At 39.3% G+C, this 15,426-nt stretch carries 13 protein-coding genes, 1 tRNA gene and 1 rRNA gene; 13 read left to right on the forward strand and 2 right to left on the reverse strand.

The genetic code is table 11. The annotated features are described in order from the left end of the window. The first annotated feature begins 125 nt into the window (after positions 1 to 125). From rrf to INT04_RS11970, 5 genes are all read left to right on the forward strand, one after another. Positions 126 to 241 (forward strand): 5S ribosomal RNA (rrf, locus tag INT04_RS11950). Positions 242 to 294: 53 nt separating this feature from the next. Next, a tRNA-Asp gene (locus tag INT04_RS11955) sits at positions 295 to 371 on the forward strand. A 214-nt stretch (positions 372 to 585) separates the two neighbouring features. Next, positions 586 to 1,371: an endonuclease/exonuclease/phosphatase family protein gene (locus INT04_RS11960; protein ID WP_193016359.1), complete on the forward strand. Its 786-nt coding sequence runs from the start codon at positions 586 to 588 to the stop codon at positions 1,369 to 1,371. A gap of 183 nt (positions 1,372 to 1,554) precedes the next feature. Continuing rightward, positions 1,555 to 2,748, forward strand: coding sequence for an NAD(P)/FAD-dependent oxidoreductase (locus INT04_RS11965; protein WP_193016360.1), 1,194 nt, complete (start codon positions 1,555 to 1,557; stop codon positions 2,746 to 2,748). Position 2,749: 1 nt separating this feature from the next. Then, the gene (locus INT04_RS11970) at positions 2,750 to 3,148 is read left to right on the forward strand and encodes a hypothetical protein (RefSeq protein ID WP_193016361.1); all 399 of its coding nucleotides are present in this window, start codon (positions 2,750 to 2,752) and stop codon (positions 3,146 to 3,148) included. A gap of 190 nt (positions 3,149 to 3,338) precedes the next feature. Here INT04_RS11970 and INT04_RS11975 read toward each other — a convergent pair whose 3' ends face one another. Further along, positions 3,339 to 4,706, reverse strand: a complete 1,368-nt coding sequence (locus INT04_RS11975; protein WP_193016362.1) for an amino acid permease — start codon at positions 4,704 to 4,706, stop codon at positions 3,339 to 3,341. A 166-nt stretch (positions 4,707 to 4,872) separates the two neighbouring features. Here INT04_RS11975 and queE point away from each other — a divergent pair, with 166 nt between their 5' ends. After that, positions 4,873 to 5,544 (forward strand): 7-carboxy-7-deazaguanine synthase QueE, encoded by a 672-nt coding sequence (gene queE / locus INT04_RS11980; protein ID WP_193016363.1) that lies wholly within the window; start codon positions 4,873 to 4,875, stop codon positions 5,542 to 5,544. Positions 5,545 to 5,623: 79 nt separating this feature from the next. Here the strand turns inward: queE and queD are convergent, their stop codons facing one another. Further along, positions 5,624 to 5,989 carry a 6-carboxytetrahydropterin synthase QueD gene (queD, locus tag INT04_RS11985; RefSeq protein WP_193016364.1) on the reverse strand — a complete coding sequence of 122 codons (366 nt, stop codon included), beginning with the start codon at positions 5,987 to 5,989 and terminating at the stop codon, positions 5,624 to 5,626. A gap of 297 nt (positions 5,990 to 6,286) precedes the next feature. Here queD and cysJ point away from each other — a divergent pair, with 297 nt between their 5' ends. From cysJ to cysC, 7 genes are all read left to right on the forward strand, one after another. Continuing rightward, positions 6,287 to 8,098, forward strand: a complete 1,812-nt coding sequence (gene cysJ / locus INT04_RS11990) for an NADPH-dependent assimilatory sulfite reductase flavoprotein subunit (RefSeq protein WP_193016365.1) — start codon at positions 6,287 to 6,289, stop codon at positions 8,096 to 8,098. Beyond that, entirely contained in the window at positions 8,099 to 9,829 is a 1,731-nt protein-coding gene (cysI, locus tag INT04_RS11995) for an assimilatory sulfite reductase (NADPH) hemoprotein subunit (protein ID WP_193016366.1), read from the forward strand. It abuts the gene before it with no gap. Next, complete coding sequence (locus INT04_RS12000) at positions 9,826 to 10,557, forward strand: phosphoadenylyl-sulfate reductase (protein ID WP_193016367.1); 732 nt, start codon at positions 9,826 to 9,828, stop codon at positions 10,555 to 10,557. The genes cysI and INT04_RS12000 overlap by 4 nt, the downstream gene beginning before the upstream one ends. A gap of 206 nt (positions 10,558 to 10,763) precedes the next feature. Then, positions 10,764 to 12,188: a siroheme synthase CysG gene (cysG, locus tag INT04_RS12005; RefSeq protein WP_193016368.1), complete on the forward strand. Its 1,425-nt coding sequence runs from the start codon at positions 10,764 to 10,766 to the stop codon at positions 12,186 to 12,188. A gap of 12 nt (positions 12,189 to 12,200) precedes the next feature. Further along, positions 12,201 to 13,109, forward strand: coding sequence for a sulfate adenylyltransferase subunit CysD (gene cysD, locus INT04_RS12010; RefSeq protein WP_193016369.1), 909 nt, complete (start codon positions 12,201 to 12,203; stop codon positions 13,107 to 13,109). 11 nt (positions 13,110 to 13,120) lie between these two features. Beyond that, a complete protein-coding gene (gene cysN / locus INT04_RS12015; protein WP_193016370.1) occupies positions 13,121 to 14,572 on the forward strand; it encodes a sulfate adenylyltransferase subunit CysN in 1,452 nt (483 codons plus the stop codon). Further along, a complete protein-coding gene (gene cysC, locus INT04_RS12020) occupies positions 14,569 to 15,180 on the forward strand; it encodes an adenylyl-sulfate kinase (protein ID WP_193016467.1) in 612 nt (203 codons plus the stop codon). Before cysN ends, cysC begins: the two co-directional genes overlap by 4 nt. Positions 15,181 to 15,426 lie beyond the last annotated feature (246 nt).

Genomic DNA, 15,426 nt, shown 5'->3' on the forward strand with positions numbered 1-15,426 from the left:
TTAACCTGACAACACCGAAGGTGTTTTGTCTGAGAGACAAAGAGTAGATGAAGTAAGCTTGTTAAAGATTGAAATTACTGGTTATGGAGTAGGAATACGAGATAACGGGTAATAAACAGAATTTGCTTGGCGGCCATAGCGCAGCGGACCCACCTGATCCCATGCCGAACTCAGAAGTGAAACGTTGTAGCGCCGATGGTAGTGTGGGGTCTCCCCATGTGAGAGTAGGGAACTGCCAGGCATTAAATTAAAGCATCAGTGTTTGGTAAAACATTGATAGCGAAAAGAATACGCGGAGCGGTAGTTCAGTTGGTTAGAATACCTGCCTGTCACGCAGGGGGTCGCGGGTTCGAGTCCCGTCCGTTCCGCCAACATTAAGAAACCTAAGTCTAACGACTTAGGTTTTTTTTTGCTTAAATTTTATGATAGCGATGAATTGATAATTTAAATCTAAGTAAAAGTGATTATCTCTATAAAAATAATCACTTTTGTTGACGATGATATCCTTTTAAAAGATGAGGGCAATGCTAGGCTTTGGTATACTAAAGCTAAAGCAAGAAACCTTGCTGGCTATCTGAGGTTGCAATGGCGAAAAAACCGACTTATTCAGTACGTTTTGTGGCAGGTCAACCTGTAGAAAGGATTGAACCAAGCCCGCCTTTAAGCGAAAGAGTAGATATGTTGCCTATCGGGATGCCTCTTTACACTGATGGCACGTTAAAAATTGCGGTTTGGAATATCTATAAACAGCAACGGCCAAATTGGCGTAACATGTTGGAGATTCTCTCAACAGATACGCACTTACTTCTACTACAAGAAGCACAAACAACCCCTGAGTTAGTCCGTTTCTCTGGAAATCACCACTTAATTGCAGACCAAGTTCCAGCTTTGGCTTTTCAGCAACATCCTGCAGGAGTGATGACATTATCAAGTTCTCATCCTATTTATTGTTGCCCTTTAAGAGAAAAAGAGCCATTTTTACGTTTATCAAAATCAGCATTAATTACGGTATATCCGCTGATCATGGGTGATCATCTTATGGTTATTAATGTGCATGCGATTAACTTTAGTTTCGGTGTTGATGTTTATCAGCGTCAATTAAGTAATTTATCTGTTCATATTATTCATCATAAAGGTCCCGTTATTCTTGCTGGTGATTTTAATGCATGGAGTCGTCCTAGAGTGAATGTATTAAAGCGCTTTGCGAGAAGATTGAGACTCAAAGAGGTTATTTTTGATAATGATTGGCGTACTAAAGCATTTGGTAAGCCACTTGATTATATTTTTTATCGCGGTTTATCACTCAATAATGCAGAAGTTTTAATTACAGATGCATCAGATCATCATCCTTTAGTTGCGACATTTTATTAGTAAGTGACGATAACAATGGTTAATATTAAATTTAAATATTTAAATTCGATATGATTATACCAATTATCAATTAGAATAATTATTTTAAATATAGCTTATCTATCTATTTAATCTATTTGTTATATTAATGCCTTTTACTATACTTTTTTTGTCTATCTAATATCACTAGATATAGGAAATAAAATGCCAACAAAAAATATAGTTATTATTGGCGGTGGTACCGGCGGAACTATTCTTGCTAATATCCTGGCTAAAAAGTTAAATGACGAAATTTTTTCAAATAAAATCAAAATAACACTTATTTCAGATAATCCTCATCATTATTACAAGCCTGCATTTATGTATATTGCATTTAATCTTTTTTTAAAAGAAGAGTTAATGCGATCAGAAAGAAGTTTATTAAGACCTGAAATTGAATTTGTTATCGATAAAGCTGAGCGTTTTGACTTTAATAATAAAGTTATCTATTGCGAGTCCAAAAGAAAATATAATTATGATTTTTTAGTTTTAGCAACTGGCTGTGTTCCTAGCCCTCATCGAATTGAAGGTTTAAAAGAAGCAGGAAGTCATTTTTATCAATATGAAGCAGCAAGAGCACTTGCTGATAAACTTGCGACAATTGAAAAAGGGCGTGTCTTTATTACAGTGAGTTTCCCTGAAACGCCAAATGTGCCTCATCAATGTGGTATTGCTCCGATGGAAACAACTTTGATGCTTGATGAATTATTGCGCCAACGTCGAGTAAGAAATAATATCGAAATTGTTTATACCTATCCTACAGTCTCTCAACTTTTAAGAAATTGTTTGTTTATGCAACAAGAGGTCTGTGAAGTTCTTCCAGCGGTATTCTCTGAGCGAGATATTAAGGCTAAACGTGGATTTACATTAAGCCATGTTGATCCTGATAAGAAAATAGCTTATTCAAAAGAGGGTGAAGCAGAACCTTTTGATATTTTGATGAGTACACCTCCTATTACTGCAGTTGAAGCTATTCGTAATACGGGATTAAGTGAGCATAAAAATGGTGAAGGTTGGCTACCCACTGATCCGGAAACATTGCAAGTTTATGGACTGAATCAAGTTTATGTTATTGGTGACACCGTTGATTTACCGATCAGTAAAGCCGGTGGTAGCTGTCATAACCAAGCGGGTGTGATTGCCAATAATATTTGTGGTGAGCTTCGCTACGGTTATCCTGCTGCGATTTATGATGGACGAGTGCAAGCAGTTGCACAAATGGGATTATCGGCAGGCATGCCATTACAATATGATTATAAACATGACGTAATACCGACACCGCCAACAAAATTGGGTGGACTGCTGCGTAATAGTTATAACCGAGGTTTATATTGGGCAACCGTTAGAGGACTATTATAGAATGAGCGAAAATAATTTAAGTCCAACAGATATTCAATTGTTATCCGATGAAGATAAACAGCATCTTCAGCACTTATTAGAGAAAGCAAGACCATTATTAGCATTAAAACGATTTGATAATATTGTTGATTTGTTATCTCTAATATCAGATTCAATTGATATTATGGATAATGCTACGGTTGAAAAGCTTTCAGTGGCATTTGAAGAAACATTGATCCCGGTATGGGAATTAAGTGCTGCTTATAATATGGCAAAAAAAGAATCTATTTATCAAGATAAAAAATACACTTTAGGTTCAACATTCTCATTATTAAAAAATCCTGATACATTGAAAGGAATTTCAATCGTTTTAAGAACAGTTCAAATTATCGGTGAAAATAATAAAAAAATAGAAAGTTAATTATTTTTTATTAGATTTAGTGAGATAAGGTAATCAATGTTTAATATATTGAAAAATATATTGTGCTTTTTTATCTGTTAGATATCTGTTTAATCAATGTTATTCAAAAAATAAAGGGCTATGGATTTCGCCATAGCCCTTATTTATTATTACTTATTATTTGTAGTGATAAGTAATTATGAAGTGCTCGTTATTTTTGAGCCGCTCTTGGTTTGATACCCACATAGTAGCCAATAGTTAAAATCGCTACCCACACCATACCGACAACTAATGCCATTCTGGTTGATTCAAAATAGCCTAAAATTGCGATAACAAACGCCATAAAGACGATAGTCAGTGCAGGAGCAACAGGCCACATTGGTACTGGAAATTTGAGTGTTTTTACTTCCTCTGGGCTCATCTTACGACGCATAGCGACTTGAGAAAGTAAAATCATTAACCAAACCCAAACCGTTGCAAATGTCGCAATAGAAGCAATTAAAATGAAGATTTGTTCTGGAATAAGGTAGTTAAGCACTACACCAAGTAATAATACGACAGACATCACTAACACGGTCATCCAAGGCACCCCATTGCGGGTAAGCTTCATAAAGGATTTCGGTGCTTGTCCTTCTTGTGCCATACCGTACATCATGCGTCCAGCGCCAAAAATATCACTATTAATTGCAGAAATTGCGGCGGTGATAACGACAAGATTCAAGATATTAGCGGCTGAATTTATCCCTAAATTTGAGAAAATTTGCACAAATGGGCTACCATTATGACCGATTTGCTGCCAAGGGAAGATGCACATTAGAATAAAAATTGTCAGCACATAGAATAATAAGATACGAAACGGTACGGCATTGATAGCTTTTGGAATGGTTTTTTCAGGATCTTTAGCTTCACTGGCTGTGATACCAATGACTTCAATACCCCCAAAAGCAAACATGACAATGGCGAGCGAGGCGATAACCCCTTCAATACCATTTGGCATAAAGCCACCAAACTCCCATAAGTTAGAGATACCAATAGGGTGTTCAGTTTGTTGGCCAAAGCCATACATCATAATGACAATACCACCAATGATCATTGCGATAATGGCAGTGACTTTAATAATAGAAAGCCAAAACTCCATTTCACCAAATATCTTCACATGGCAAAGGTTCAAGGCGCCAATAAAGCAGACTATCCCTAATACCCATATCCACTGCTCAACCTCTGGGAACCAAAGTTTCATATAAAAGCCAAATGCCGTAACGTCTGCCAGACAAACAATTAGCATTTCAAAAACGTAGTTCCAGCCTGTTAAGAAGCCAGCTAAAGGTCCCATATAATGGCTTGCATATTGTGAAAAAGAGCCTGCAACAGGGTGATGAACAGCCATTTCCCCTAATGCACGCATAACCATAAATACGGCAGCACCACCAATAAGATAAGCCAATAATACAGCAGGGCCCGCTTTCTCAATGGCAGCTGCTGAGCCATAAAATAAACCTGTACCGATTGCAGAGCCTAGCGCCATGAAACGAATGTGCCGGCCTGATAATCCTCGTGAAAGTTGATTCTCTTTTTGCATCTAAAGTATTCCCATCTCTGTCCAACGGAGGAAATCTATCCTCTTTTTCAGTGTCTTCGCGCACGTTAGCTATTCAAAACAAACCATGTACCTTATCATAAAGCCTCTTACGGTGAGATAGTTATCTGTAATAATCATCAGCATTCATTGGATATCAGAGTTTCTTATGCAATACCCCATTAATGAAGTGTTTCAAACCTTACAGGGCGAAGGTGTTTTTACTGGCGTTCCTGCGCTTTTTGTTCGATTACAGGGTTGTCCTGTGGGTTGTAGTTGGTGTGATACCAAACATACTTGGGAAAAAGAAGACGAAAAAAAAGTTCCTCTTGGTGATATCCCGATTAAAACGCAAGAAAGTGATGCTTGGGGAGAAGCCAGCGTCGCTCAGATTTTATCACTTTTCCAGCAGCAAGGTTATAGTGCAAAACACGTGGTTATCACGGGAGGTGAGCCTTGCTTATATGATTTACGTCCTTTAACAGAAGGGCTTGAGCAAGCAGGTTTTGCCTGCCAAATAGAAACGAGTGGTACTCACGATATTTTATGTAGTGAGAATACATGGGTGACGCTTTCCCCAAAAGTAGGCATGAAAGGGGGATTTACGGTGTTACCCCGCGCAATCAATCGCGCTAATGAGATAAAACATCCTGTTGGGCGTGAAAAAGATATTGAAGCGTTAGATGCCTTACTGACATTACGTAAAAAACACCCTGCACCTGTTGTTGCCTTACAACCCATTAGTTGTAAAGAGAGTGCAACGGCATTATGTATTAAAACCTGTATTGAACGTAATTGGCGTTTCTCGATGCAAACGCATAAGTATTTAAATATTGCGTGATCGTGTTTTTAATATAAAAAATCAGCCAATAACAGGCTGATTTTCTTTTAGGTGATAACGGGTTAATGCTAAAACCGATTTACTCACCGCGATAAATACAGCCTGCTGTGCACGTCTCTTTCACCATTATTGCTGATAATAAAGGCAGTGTTGGCTTTACTTGCTGCCAAATCCATTTTGCAAGCACTTCGCTGGTCGGATTTTCAAGACCTTCAATATCATTAAGATAGTAGTGATCTAGACGCTCAAGAGTGGGTTTAAATGCAGCTTTCACATCAGCAAAATCAATAAGCCAACCTGAATGTGCATCAACTTTTCCTGTTAGCTCTAATCTAACAAGAAAAGAGTGCCCATGAAGACGTCCACATTTGTGGCCTTCAGGAACATGTGGCAAATGGTGGGCAGCTTCAAACTGAAAATCTTTAAAGATGGTGGTTGTCATCAAAACTCTCTTGACTTAATTAGTAAAAAAAAGACACAAATAGTACGAAGTCTACCAGTGTAGCCGATTTAGCGTATCACGCCTAATCTCCCTTAATCTTAATGGCTTATTATGTTCCTTTTTGCTTATTGATTATATTGGTAAAGGAAACCGATAAATAAATTTAGCATTTAAGGTTATTAGATAGAGCCAACAGGTCTTTAATTCACCTTCTAATCGTGGGATACCCTCTCAATATTAGAAATAATATCAAAGAACAATAAAGCACAGATAAGTGCTTCGCTTTTTAAGGCAGGATAAATGAGCAATCGACCTCCATTATTATCAATACTTCCATTAACACCGGAGCAATTGAGTAAATTACAGGACGTAACAAAAGATCTCTCAACAGCGCAAATGGCGTGGTTATCTGGCTATTTGTGGGGACAGCTTAATCCTTCAGCTGTACCTGCATCGACAACAGTTACCTCAACACAGGTATCAGAGCAGGAAACGATTACATTGATCTCTGCTTCACAAACGGGCAATGCGCGTCGCCTTGCTGAACAGTTACGGGATAACCTAGTTGCTCACAAATTAAATGTCGAACTATATTCAGCAGGTGAATATAAGTTTAAGCAGATCCATAAAACAACAACCTTGATCATTATTGTATCAACGCAAGGTGAAGGTGATCCTCCTGAAGAAGCCATCGCTTTTTATAAATACCTGAACTCTAAAAAAGCGGCTGAAATGAAAGAAACGGCCTATACCGTATTGAGTTTAGGTGATACTTCTTATGAGCATTTCTGCAAGGCAGGTAAAGACGTTGATGAGCGAATTGCACAACTGGGCGCAACACGTTTATTGCCAAGAGTTGATGCCGATGTTGAATATCAAACTGTTGCGGATGAATGGATAAAACAGCTTACAGAAATTTTAAAAGCAAGAGTACCAGCACAAAGTACGCAAGTATTACAACAAACACAGTCAGGTACGACGGATACGATTGAAGCCTCTATTTATCATCGAGATGCGCCTTTTACTGCCACATTACTGACTAATCAAAAAATTACGGGTAGAAAGTCGGATAGAGATATTCGTCATATTGAAATCAGCCTTGAAGGTTCTGATTTACAATATCAACCGGGAGATGCATTGGGTGTTTGGTTTAATAACTCACCTGAAAAAGTCGATGAACTCATTGCGTTATTGTGGTTAAACGGGGATGAACCTGTCACGTTAAAATCCCAAACCTTCACTTTAAAAGAAGCGTTATTGCATCGTTGTGAACTCACTCAAAATAGCACACCCATCGTAAAAGCTTATGCCCAATTGACGCGTCATGAAGATCTATTGTCATTGGTGGCTGATAAAACCAAACTTCAGCAATATGCGGATAAACATCCTATCAATGAAATGATACGCCAATATTGTGCACAACCTACAGCACAAGATTTTGTGGATATTTTACGTCCATTAACACCACGCCTTTATTCTATTGCGTCATCACAGCAAGAAGTGGAAGACGAAGTACACCTTACGTTGGGCGTTGTTCGTTATGACGTAAATTCGCGTGCTTATACTGGAGGTGCTTCTGGCTTTTTAGCGGATAGCTTGAAAGAAGGTGATACCGTCAATGTTTTTATTGAAAGAAATGAACACTTTCGTTTACCGAATGATAACGATGCTCCTGTGATTATGATTGGCCCTGGAACAGGTATCGCACCATTTAGAAGTTTTATGCAACAACGTGAAAATGACGGTGCAACAGGTAAAAACTGGCTATTTTTCGGTAACCCTCATTTTGTAGAAGATTTTCTCTATCAAGTGGAATGGCAACGCTATGTCAAAAGTGGGTTGTTAACGCATATCGACTTAGCATGGTCACGAGACCAAGCCCATAAAATTTATGTACAAGATAAATTACGTGAACGCGGTAGTGAGATTTGGCAATGGTTACAGCAAGGTGCTTATCTTTATGTCTGTGGTGATGCATCACATATGGCAAAAGATGTTGAGCAGATCTTGTTAGATATTGTGATGAAGTATGGCAATAAAAATAATGAAGAAGCAGATGAATATTTAAGTGAGCTACGCCTAGAACGGCGTTATCAGAGGGATGTCTATTAAATGAAATCATACACTCAAGCGCCCTTAGTGGTTGAAGGGAAACTGGCTGATAGTGAACGCATGAAAAAAGAGAGTCATTTTTTACGCGGCACTATTACAGAAGACTTACACAATGGTTTAACGGGTGGCTTTGAAGGGGATAACTTTTTGTTAATTCGCTTTCATGGCATGTATCAACAAGATGACAGAGATATTCGCGCTGAACGTGCTGAGCAAATGCTAGAACCTCGTCATGCAATGATGTTACGTTGCCGCTTACCCGGAGGCATTATTTCGCCTAAACAGTGGCTTAGCATTGATAAGTTTGCGACTGAAAATACGCTTTATGGCAGTATTCGTATTACCAATCGTCAAACATTTCAATTTCACGGCATTTTAAAAGGCAATGTAAAACCCGCACATCAAATGCTGGTGGCAACAGGTCTGGATGCTTTAGCGACAGCGAACGATGTTAACCGTAACGTGTTATGTACGTCAAACCCAGTGCAATCTTCATTACACCAAGAAGCGTATGAGTGGGCGAAAAAAATATCAGAACATCTGTTACCTCGCACCCATGCTTATGCCGAAATTTGGTTAGATAAAGAAAAAATAGCCACAACAGACGAAGAGCCCATCTTAGGCGAAACCTATTTACCGCGGAAATTTAAAACGACAGTCGTAATCCCTCCTCATAATGATGTCGATCTTCATGCAAATGACATGAATTTTATTGCAATTGCGGAGAATGGGCGTCTTGTCGGGTTTAATGTGCTGGTGGGGGGCGGTCTTGCGATGACTCATGGTGATAAGAATACCTTTCCTCGCTTAGCTAGTGAGTTTGGTTATATCCCTATTGAGAATACATTGGCAATTGCAGAAGCCATTGTGACGACTCAGCGTGATTGGGGAAATCGTACTGAACGTAAAAATGCAAAAACAAAATATACACTGGAACGTGTTGGCATAGAGACATTTAAACAAGAGGTTGAACGCCGTTCAGGAGTGACTTTTGAGGCTATTCGACCTTATGAATTTACCCATCGAGGTGACCAAATCGGTTGGTTAAAAGGTGTTGATAATAAATGGCACCTAACTTTATTTATTGAAAGTGGGCGATTGATTGATACGCCAGATACTCCATTAAAAACAGGCGTGGCGGAAATAGCCAAAATTCATCAAGGTGATTTCCGACTGACTGCTAATCAAAATTTAATTGTGGCCGGTGTATTAGAGAGTGAAAAAGCCAATATTGAAGCGATTGCTCGTCGATATGGATTAATTGATGACACAGTGACACCACTGCGTGAACATGCGATGGCGTGCGTTTCTTTCCCAACTTGTCCATTAGCAATGGCGGAAGCTGAGCGCTTTTTGCCTTCATTCACCGATACCCTTGATAGTTTGATGACAAAACATGGTGTGAGTGAAGAGCATATTGTTGTACGAGTCACAGGCTGTCCTAATGGCTGTGGTCGCGCGATGTTGGCGGAAGTTGGGCTGGTGGGTAAAGCACCTGATCGCTACAACTTGCATTTAGGGGGTAATCGTATTGGGACACGTATTCCTAGAATGTATCGTGAAAATATTACCTCGCAAGAAATCATTGCAATACTGGATCCACTGATTGGTGAATGGGCGATTTCTCGTCATAACAATGAAGGTTTCGGTGATTTTCTTATCCGCACTGATGTTGTTAAACCTGTACTGAATTCAGCGATTGATTTTTATGAAGTGCAGGAGGCGGTATGAGTTTATTTCAGCTTGCTTGGCTAAAACAGTTACCAGTTGAAGAGCAGACACAGGCTTTGAGTGAGATTAATCAACAGCTAGAGCAATTAAGCGCCATTGAACGGGTTATTTGGGCTTTAGAACATTTGCCTAAAGCCTATGTATTAAGCTCTAGTTTTGGTATTCAAGCTGCGGTATGTCTGCATTTAATCACTCGGCAATATCCTGATATTCCTGTGATTTTGACTGATACAGGTTACCTGTTTCCTGAAACCTACCAATTTATTGATACGTTGACTCAGCAGTTACAACTTAACTTGAAGGTCTATCGAGCTGAAATATCTTCATCTTGGCAAGAAGCGCGCTACGGCAAACTTTGGTTAGAAGGCATTGACGGTATTGAGCGTTATAACCACATCAATAAAGTTGAACCGATGGAAAGGGCATTAAAAACCTTACAGGCTCAAACATGGTTTGCAGGCCTACGCCGACAGCAAGCTAAAAGCCGTGAACAGTTACCAGTGCTTTCAATTGCAAAAGGGATCTTTAAGTTTTTACCCATAGTGGATTGGGATAATAAGAAAATTTATCAATATCTTAAAGAGAATAACTTACCTTATCATCCACTATGGGAGCAAGGTTATCTCTCTGTGGGGGATACTCATACGACCCGAAAATGGGAAGACGGTATGAGTGAAGAAGAAACTCGTTTTTTTGGCTTAAAACGTGAGTGTGGGTTACACGAATAACGCCATTATTTATCAATAAAATAATTAGGGGAATAGAGCTTATCTATTGCCCTGTTTGTCGTTTTAAAAAAAATAACTCATTGAAATAGTTTTGTTTTTTCTTATTCCTTTCTGTTCCATCACATAGCTTTTTGTCATTTCATAAGTCCTAAAGCTCCTTTTATAGTCGTTACTCATAACGTGAACAACGAAGGTGAGATACGCGTATGGATTACCTACCCTTATTTGTGGAATTAAAAGAACGCCCAGTGTTATTGGTGGGTGGTGGTCATGTTGCTGCGCGTAAAGCTTTACTGTTGTTAAAAGCTGGTGCGCGTTTAAGAGTGATAGCACCTCAGTTGTGTGATGAATTACATCTTGCTTATCAGCAAGATAAAATTGAATGGGTATCAGCAAAATATCAATCTGAACATCTATTAGGAATGATGCTCGTCATTGTAGCAACCGATGACAGTGTACTTAATCAAGACGTTTATCTTGATGCACAAGCACGACATATTTTTGTCAATGTGGTGGATTCTCAACCTCAATGCTCATTTATTTTTCCAGCCATTATCGATAGAAACCCTATTTTGATTGCGATTTCCTCTGCCGGAAAAGCACCTGTTTTAGTTCGTATGATACGTGAGAAGTTAGAGGCTTTATTGCCAAGTTCATTAGGCACAATGGCGACAATAGCAGGAAAATGGCGTCATAAAGTAAAACAACATTTAGAGACTTTTCAAGCACGTTGCCGTTTTTGGGAGCATGCTTTCAGTGGTAAATTTGCCACTTTAGTAGCGAGTGATCAATTGGTTCAAGCAGAGGCTCAACTTGAGCAACAACTAAAACAAAAAGAGAACCAACAAGGTGAACTTGCATTAGTTGGGGCGGGCCCAGGTGATGCAGGGTTATTAACCTTGCGTGGTTTACAAATTATTCAACAAGCTGAAGTTGTCCTTTATGACAGTCTAGTGAGTGCTGACGTTTTAGCGCTGGTTCGTCGTGATGCAGACACAATTTGTGTGGGCAAAAGAGCAGGGCATCACAGTGTTTCTCAAGAAGAAACCAATGCACTGATTGTGAAATATACACAACTTGGTAAACGTGTTGTCCGATTAAAAGGTGGCGATCCCTTTATTTTTGGGCGTGGTGGTGAAGAAATTGAAGTCGCTATAACTCATGGGATCACGTTTCAAGTTGTACCGGGGATCACGGCAGCAAGTGGTGCAAGCGCTTACGCAGGTATTCCATTAACCCATCGACAATATGCACAAAGTGTCACCTTTATGACGGGGCATTGTAAAGAAGATGGCATTGAGCCTGATTGGGCATCATTAGCACAAGCAAATCATACACTTGCTATTTATATGGGAACAGCAAAAGCAGAGCTTATTAGTCAGCGTTTAATCAAACTGGGACGCTCTCCATTAACGCCTATTGCGGTGATCAGTTGTGGAACTCGCCATGATCAGCAAGTGTTTACGGGTAATCTAACACAATTAGCGCAATTGGCTGAAAAAGCACCGACTCCGGCTTTATTGATTGTGGGAGAAGTGGCCGCATTGCACCACCAACTTGCGTGGTTTGGTGACAGACACGCTTATCAATCTTTGCCTTCACACCATTCACCTTTGGTTCATTTTGCCTAAAACGAGGTTGTTATGAATGAAACACAGTTAACGCATCTTCAGCAATTAGAAGCAGAAAGCATTTATATCCTACGTGAAGTTGTCGCTGAATTTGCAAATCCCGTCATGCTTTATTCAATAGGCAAAGATTCTTCGGTGATGTTGCATTTAGCACGTAAAGCGTTTTATCCCGCTAAGTTACCATTTCCTTTGTTGCATGTTGATACAGGGTGGAAGTTTCGAGAAATGTATGAATTTAGAGATAAAACCGCCAAAGAATATGATTTTGATCTTAAGGTTTATCGCAACCCACAAGGTGTGGAATTAGGGATTAATCCTTTTATTCATGGTAGTGCAAAGCATACCGATATCATGAAAACAGAAGGGTTAAAGCAAGCTTTAGATAAATATGGTTTTGATGCCGCTTTTGGTGGCGCTCGGCGTGATGAAGAAAAATCACGAGCAAAAGAGCGTATTTACTCGTTTAGAGACCGATCTCATCGTTGGGATCCAAAAAACCAACGTCCTGAATTAGGGAAAAACTATAACGGGCAAATTAATAAAGGCGAAAGCATTCGTGTATTCCCACTCTCTAACTGGACTGAGCTTGATATTTGGCAATATATCTATTTAGAAAATATCGATATTGTTCCACTTTATTTTGCAAAAAATAGGCCAGTAATTGAACGTGATGGCACCTTAATTATGGTTGATGATGACAGAATTGACCTTAAATCAGGCGAAGTGATTACACAGCAGAATGTTCGATTTAGAACCCTAGGATGCTGGCCATTAACAGGAGCCATTCCTTCTCAAGCAGAAACACTGCCTGAGATTATCGAAGAGATGCTGATTTCCACCAGCAGCGAACGGCAAGGTCGTTTAATTGATAGTGATCAATCTGCCTCAATGGAACTAAAAAAACGTCAAGGCTATTTTTAATCGGAGGATATATGGGACTTTTAGCTGTGAAAACCAATCAACTTATTGCCGATGAAATTACCCAATTTGGCGGTGTAGAAAGCTACCTTAAAATACAACAAAATAAAGGATTATTACGATTTTTAACCTGTGGTGATGTTGATGATGGCAAAAGTACATTAATAGGACGTTTGTTACATGATACAAGACAGATCTATGAAGATCAGCTTTCTACATTACAAACAGAAAGTAAAAAGATTGGCACTCAAGGTGAAAAACTCGATCTGGCTTTACTGGTGGATGGATTAGCGGCGGAAAGAGAGCAAGGGATCACTATTGATGTTGCTTATCGCTACTTTTCGACAGTAAAACGTAAATTTATTATTGCGGATACACCCGGGCACGCACAATATACCCGCAATATGGCGACAGGTGCATCAACAAGTTCACTTTCTATTCTGCTGATCGATGCTCGAAAAGGGGTACAAGAACAAACACGACGACATAGTTTTATCAGCACACTTCTTGGGATCCGTCATTTAATCGTGGCAATTAATAAAATGGATCTGGTGGATTATCAGCAAGCAACCTTTGATTCGATCCAACAAGATTATCTTCATTTTGCCGATCAACTCCCAACAGATCTAACCATTGAATTTGTGCCTATCTCCGCCCTTGATGGTGACAATGTGGTTTCACCGTCATTGAATATGCCTTGGTATCAAGGAAAAACGTTACTTTCGCTATTGGAAGATGCGCCGGTTAAATTAGGTTCAGACACGCAATCACTGCGTTTTCCTGTGCAATATGTAAATCGCCCAGATTTAGACTTTAGAGGATACAGCGGTACGGTGTCTTCAGGCGTGCTTTATCAAGGGCAACAAATCAAAGTATTACCTTCAGGAAAACAGACAACGATTAAACGTATTGTCACTTTTGATGGAGATTTAATACAAGCCAAAGCGGGGCAAGCTATCACGCTTGTTTTAGCTCATGAAATTGATATTAGTCGCGGTGATATCATTGTTGACGAGAATGACACAACCGCCAAGATTAGCACACATGCGCTGATAGATGTGGTATGGATGTCAGAACAGCCTTTAGTGCAAGGGCATATACTTGATATCAAAATTGCAGGTAAAAAGAGTCGTGCAAAAATAGAGAATATTCACTATCAGGTGAATGTGAATAAGCTGACTCAACAAGTCACAGAAAGCTTAGGGTTAAATGCGATAGGCTGTGTAGATGTTTCATTTGAAGAGCCTTTAGTACTTGATAATTATCAGATGAATGCTGATACAGGCGGACTTATATTTATTGATAGATTAAGCAATGTCACTGTGGGGGCTGGGCTTATTCGTGAAACACAAGATGCTCCTGTACAAACAACTACGCAATATGATGCTTTTGAGGTTGAGCTAAACCAACTTATCCGTCGTCATTTTCCTCATTGGGGAGCGAGAGATCTCCTTGGAGGAAAATAGAGGTGATAAACGAAGATATTGTCTGGCATCCACATAAAATTGGGTTAAATGAGCGTGAATCACAACAAGCACATAAAGGATGTGTGCTTTGGTTCACGGGATTATCAGGCTCAGGTAAGTCCACACTTGCTGATACATTAGAACAAGCACTGTATCAACATTCACATTCTCCGATTCACACCTATTTATTAGATGGTGATAATTTACGTCATGGTTTATGCCGTGATCTTGGGTTTAGTGAAAAAGATAGACATGAAAATATTCGTCGTGTGGGTGAAGTGGCTAAATTGATGGTCGATGCGGGGCTTATTGTTTTAACTGCATTTATCTCACCATATCGAGAAGATAGGCAACAAGTTAGGGACAGTTTTGATCACGGTCGATTTATTGAGATCTTTGTTGATACCCCACTGCATATTTGTGAAGCACGTGATCCTAAAGGGCTTTATCAAAAAGCAAGACGTGGTGAAATAAAGCAGTTTTCAGGTATAGATTCGCCTTATGAACATCCTATCGATCCTGAAATACATTTAGACGGTACCCTTTCCATCAGTGAACTAATCCAGCAAATCCTCACTTATTTACAGAAAAATCAAATCTACCGTTAATTTTAACGTCATATTTTATAACCTATACACATACCCCCCTTTTATGGGGTGTTTATGTGGAAGTGGGGTTGTGCTATTCGCTTAACCCTATTGATCAACCTTAGTTTATTAGGGGGGCATTAATGCCTTGGGCTCTATACTATTCCATTTATCAATTGAACCTATCGTACGTCATCTTAATAAGAAAAAATTAAGCCTTAATCTGAATATTACAAAAGTGCCCCACGTTTATAGTGAGCTGAATAC

It is taken from the genome of Proteus sp. FME41, assembly GCF_014897315.1.
Lineage (GTDB): Bacteria > Pseudomonadota > Gammaproteobacteria > Enterobacterales > Enterobacteriaceae > Proteus.

What these genes read in the sequence shown, in the direction of transcription:
- INT04_RS11960 (WP_193016359.1), top strand. Translation starts at nt 586, where the DNA reads ATGGCGAAAAAACCGACTTATTCAGTACGTTTTGTGGCAGGTCAACCT.
- INT04_RS11965 (WP_193016360.1), top strand. Translation starts at nt 1,555, where the DNA reads ATGCCAACAAAAAATATAGTTATTATTGGCGGTGGTACCGGCGGAACT.
- INT04_RS11970 (WP_193016361.1), top strand. Translation starts at nt 2,750, where the DNA reads ATGAGCGAAAATAATTTAAGTCCAACAGATATTCAATTGTTATCCGAT.
- INT04_RS11975 (WP_193016362.1), bottom strand. Translation starts at nt 4,706, where the DNA reads ATGCAAAAAGAGAATCAACTTTCACGAGGATTATCAGGCCGGCACATT.
- queE (WP_193016363.1), top strand. Translation starts at nt 4,873, where the DNA reads ATGCAATACCCCATTAATGAAGTGTTTCAAACCTTACAGGGCGAAGGT.
- cysJ (WP_193016365.1), top strand. Translation starts at nt 6,287, where the DNA reads ATGAGCAATCGACCTCCATTATTATCAATACTTCCATTAACACCGGAG.
- cysI (WP_193016366.1), top strand. Translation starts at nt 8,099, where the DNA reads ATGAAATCATACACTCAAGCGCCCTTAGTGGTTGAAGGGAAACTGGCT.
- INT04_RS12000 (WP_193016367.1), top strand. Translation starts at nt 9,826, where the DNA reads ATGAGTTTATTTCAGCTTGCTTGGCTAAAACAGTTACCAGTTGAAGAG.
- cysG (WP_193016368.1), top strand. Translation starts at nt 10,764, where the DNA reads ATGGATTACCTACCCTTATTTGTGGAATTAAAAGAACGCCCAGTGTTA.
- cysD (WP_193016369.1), top strand. Translation starts at nt 12,201, where the DNA reads ATGAATGAAACACAGTTAACGCATCTTCAGCAATTAGAAGCAGAAAGC.
- cysN (WP_193016370.1), top strand. Translation starts at nt 13,121, where the DNA reads ATGGGACTTTTAGCTGTGAAAACCAATCAACTTATTGCCGATGAAATT.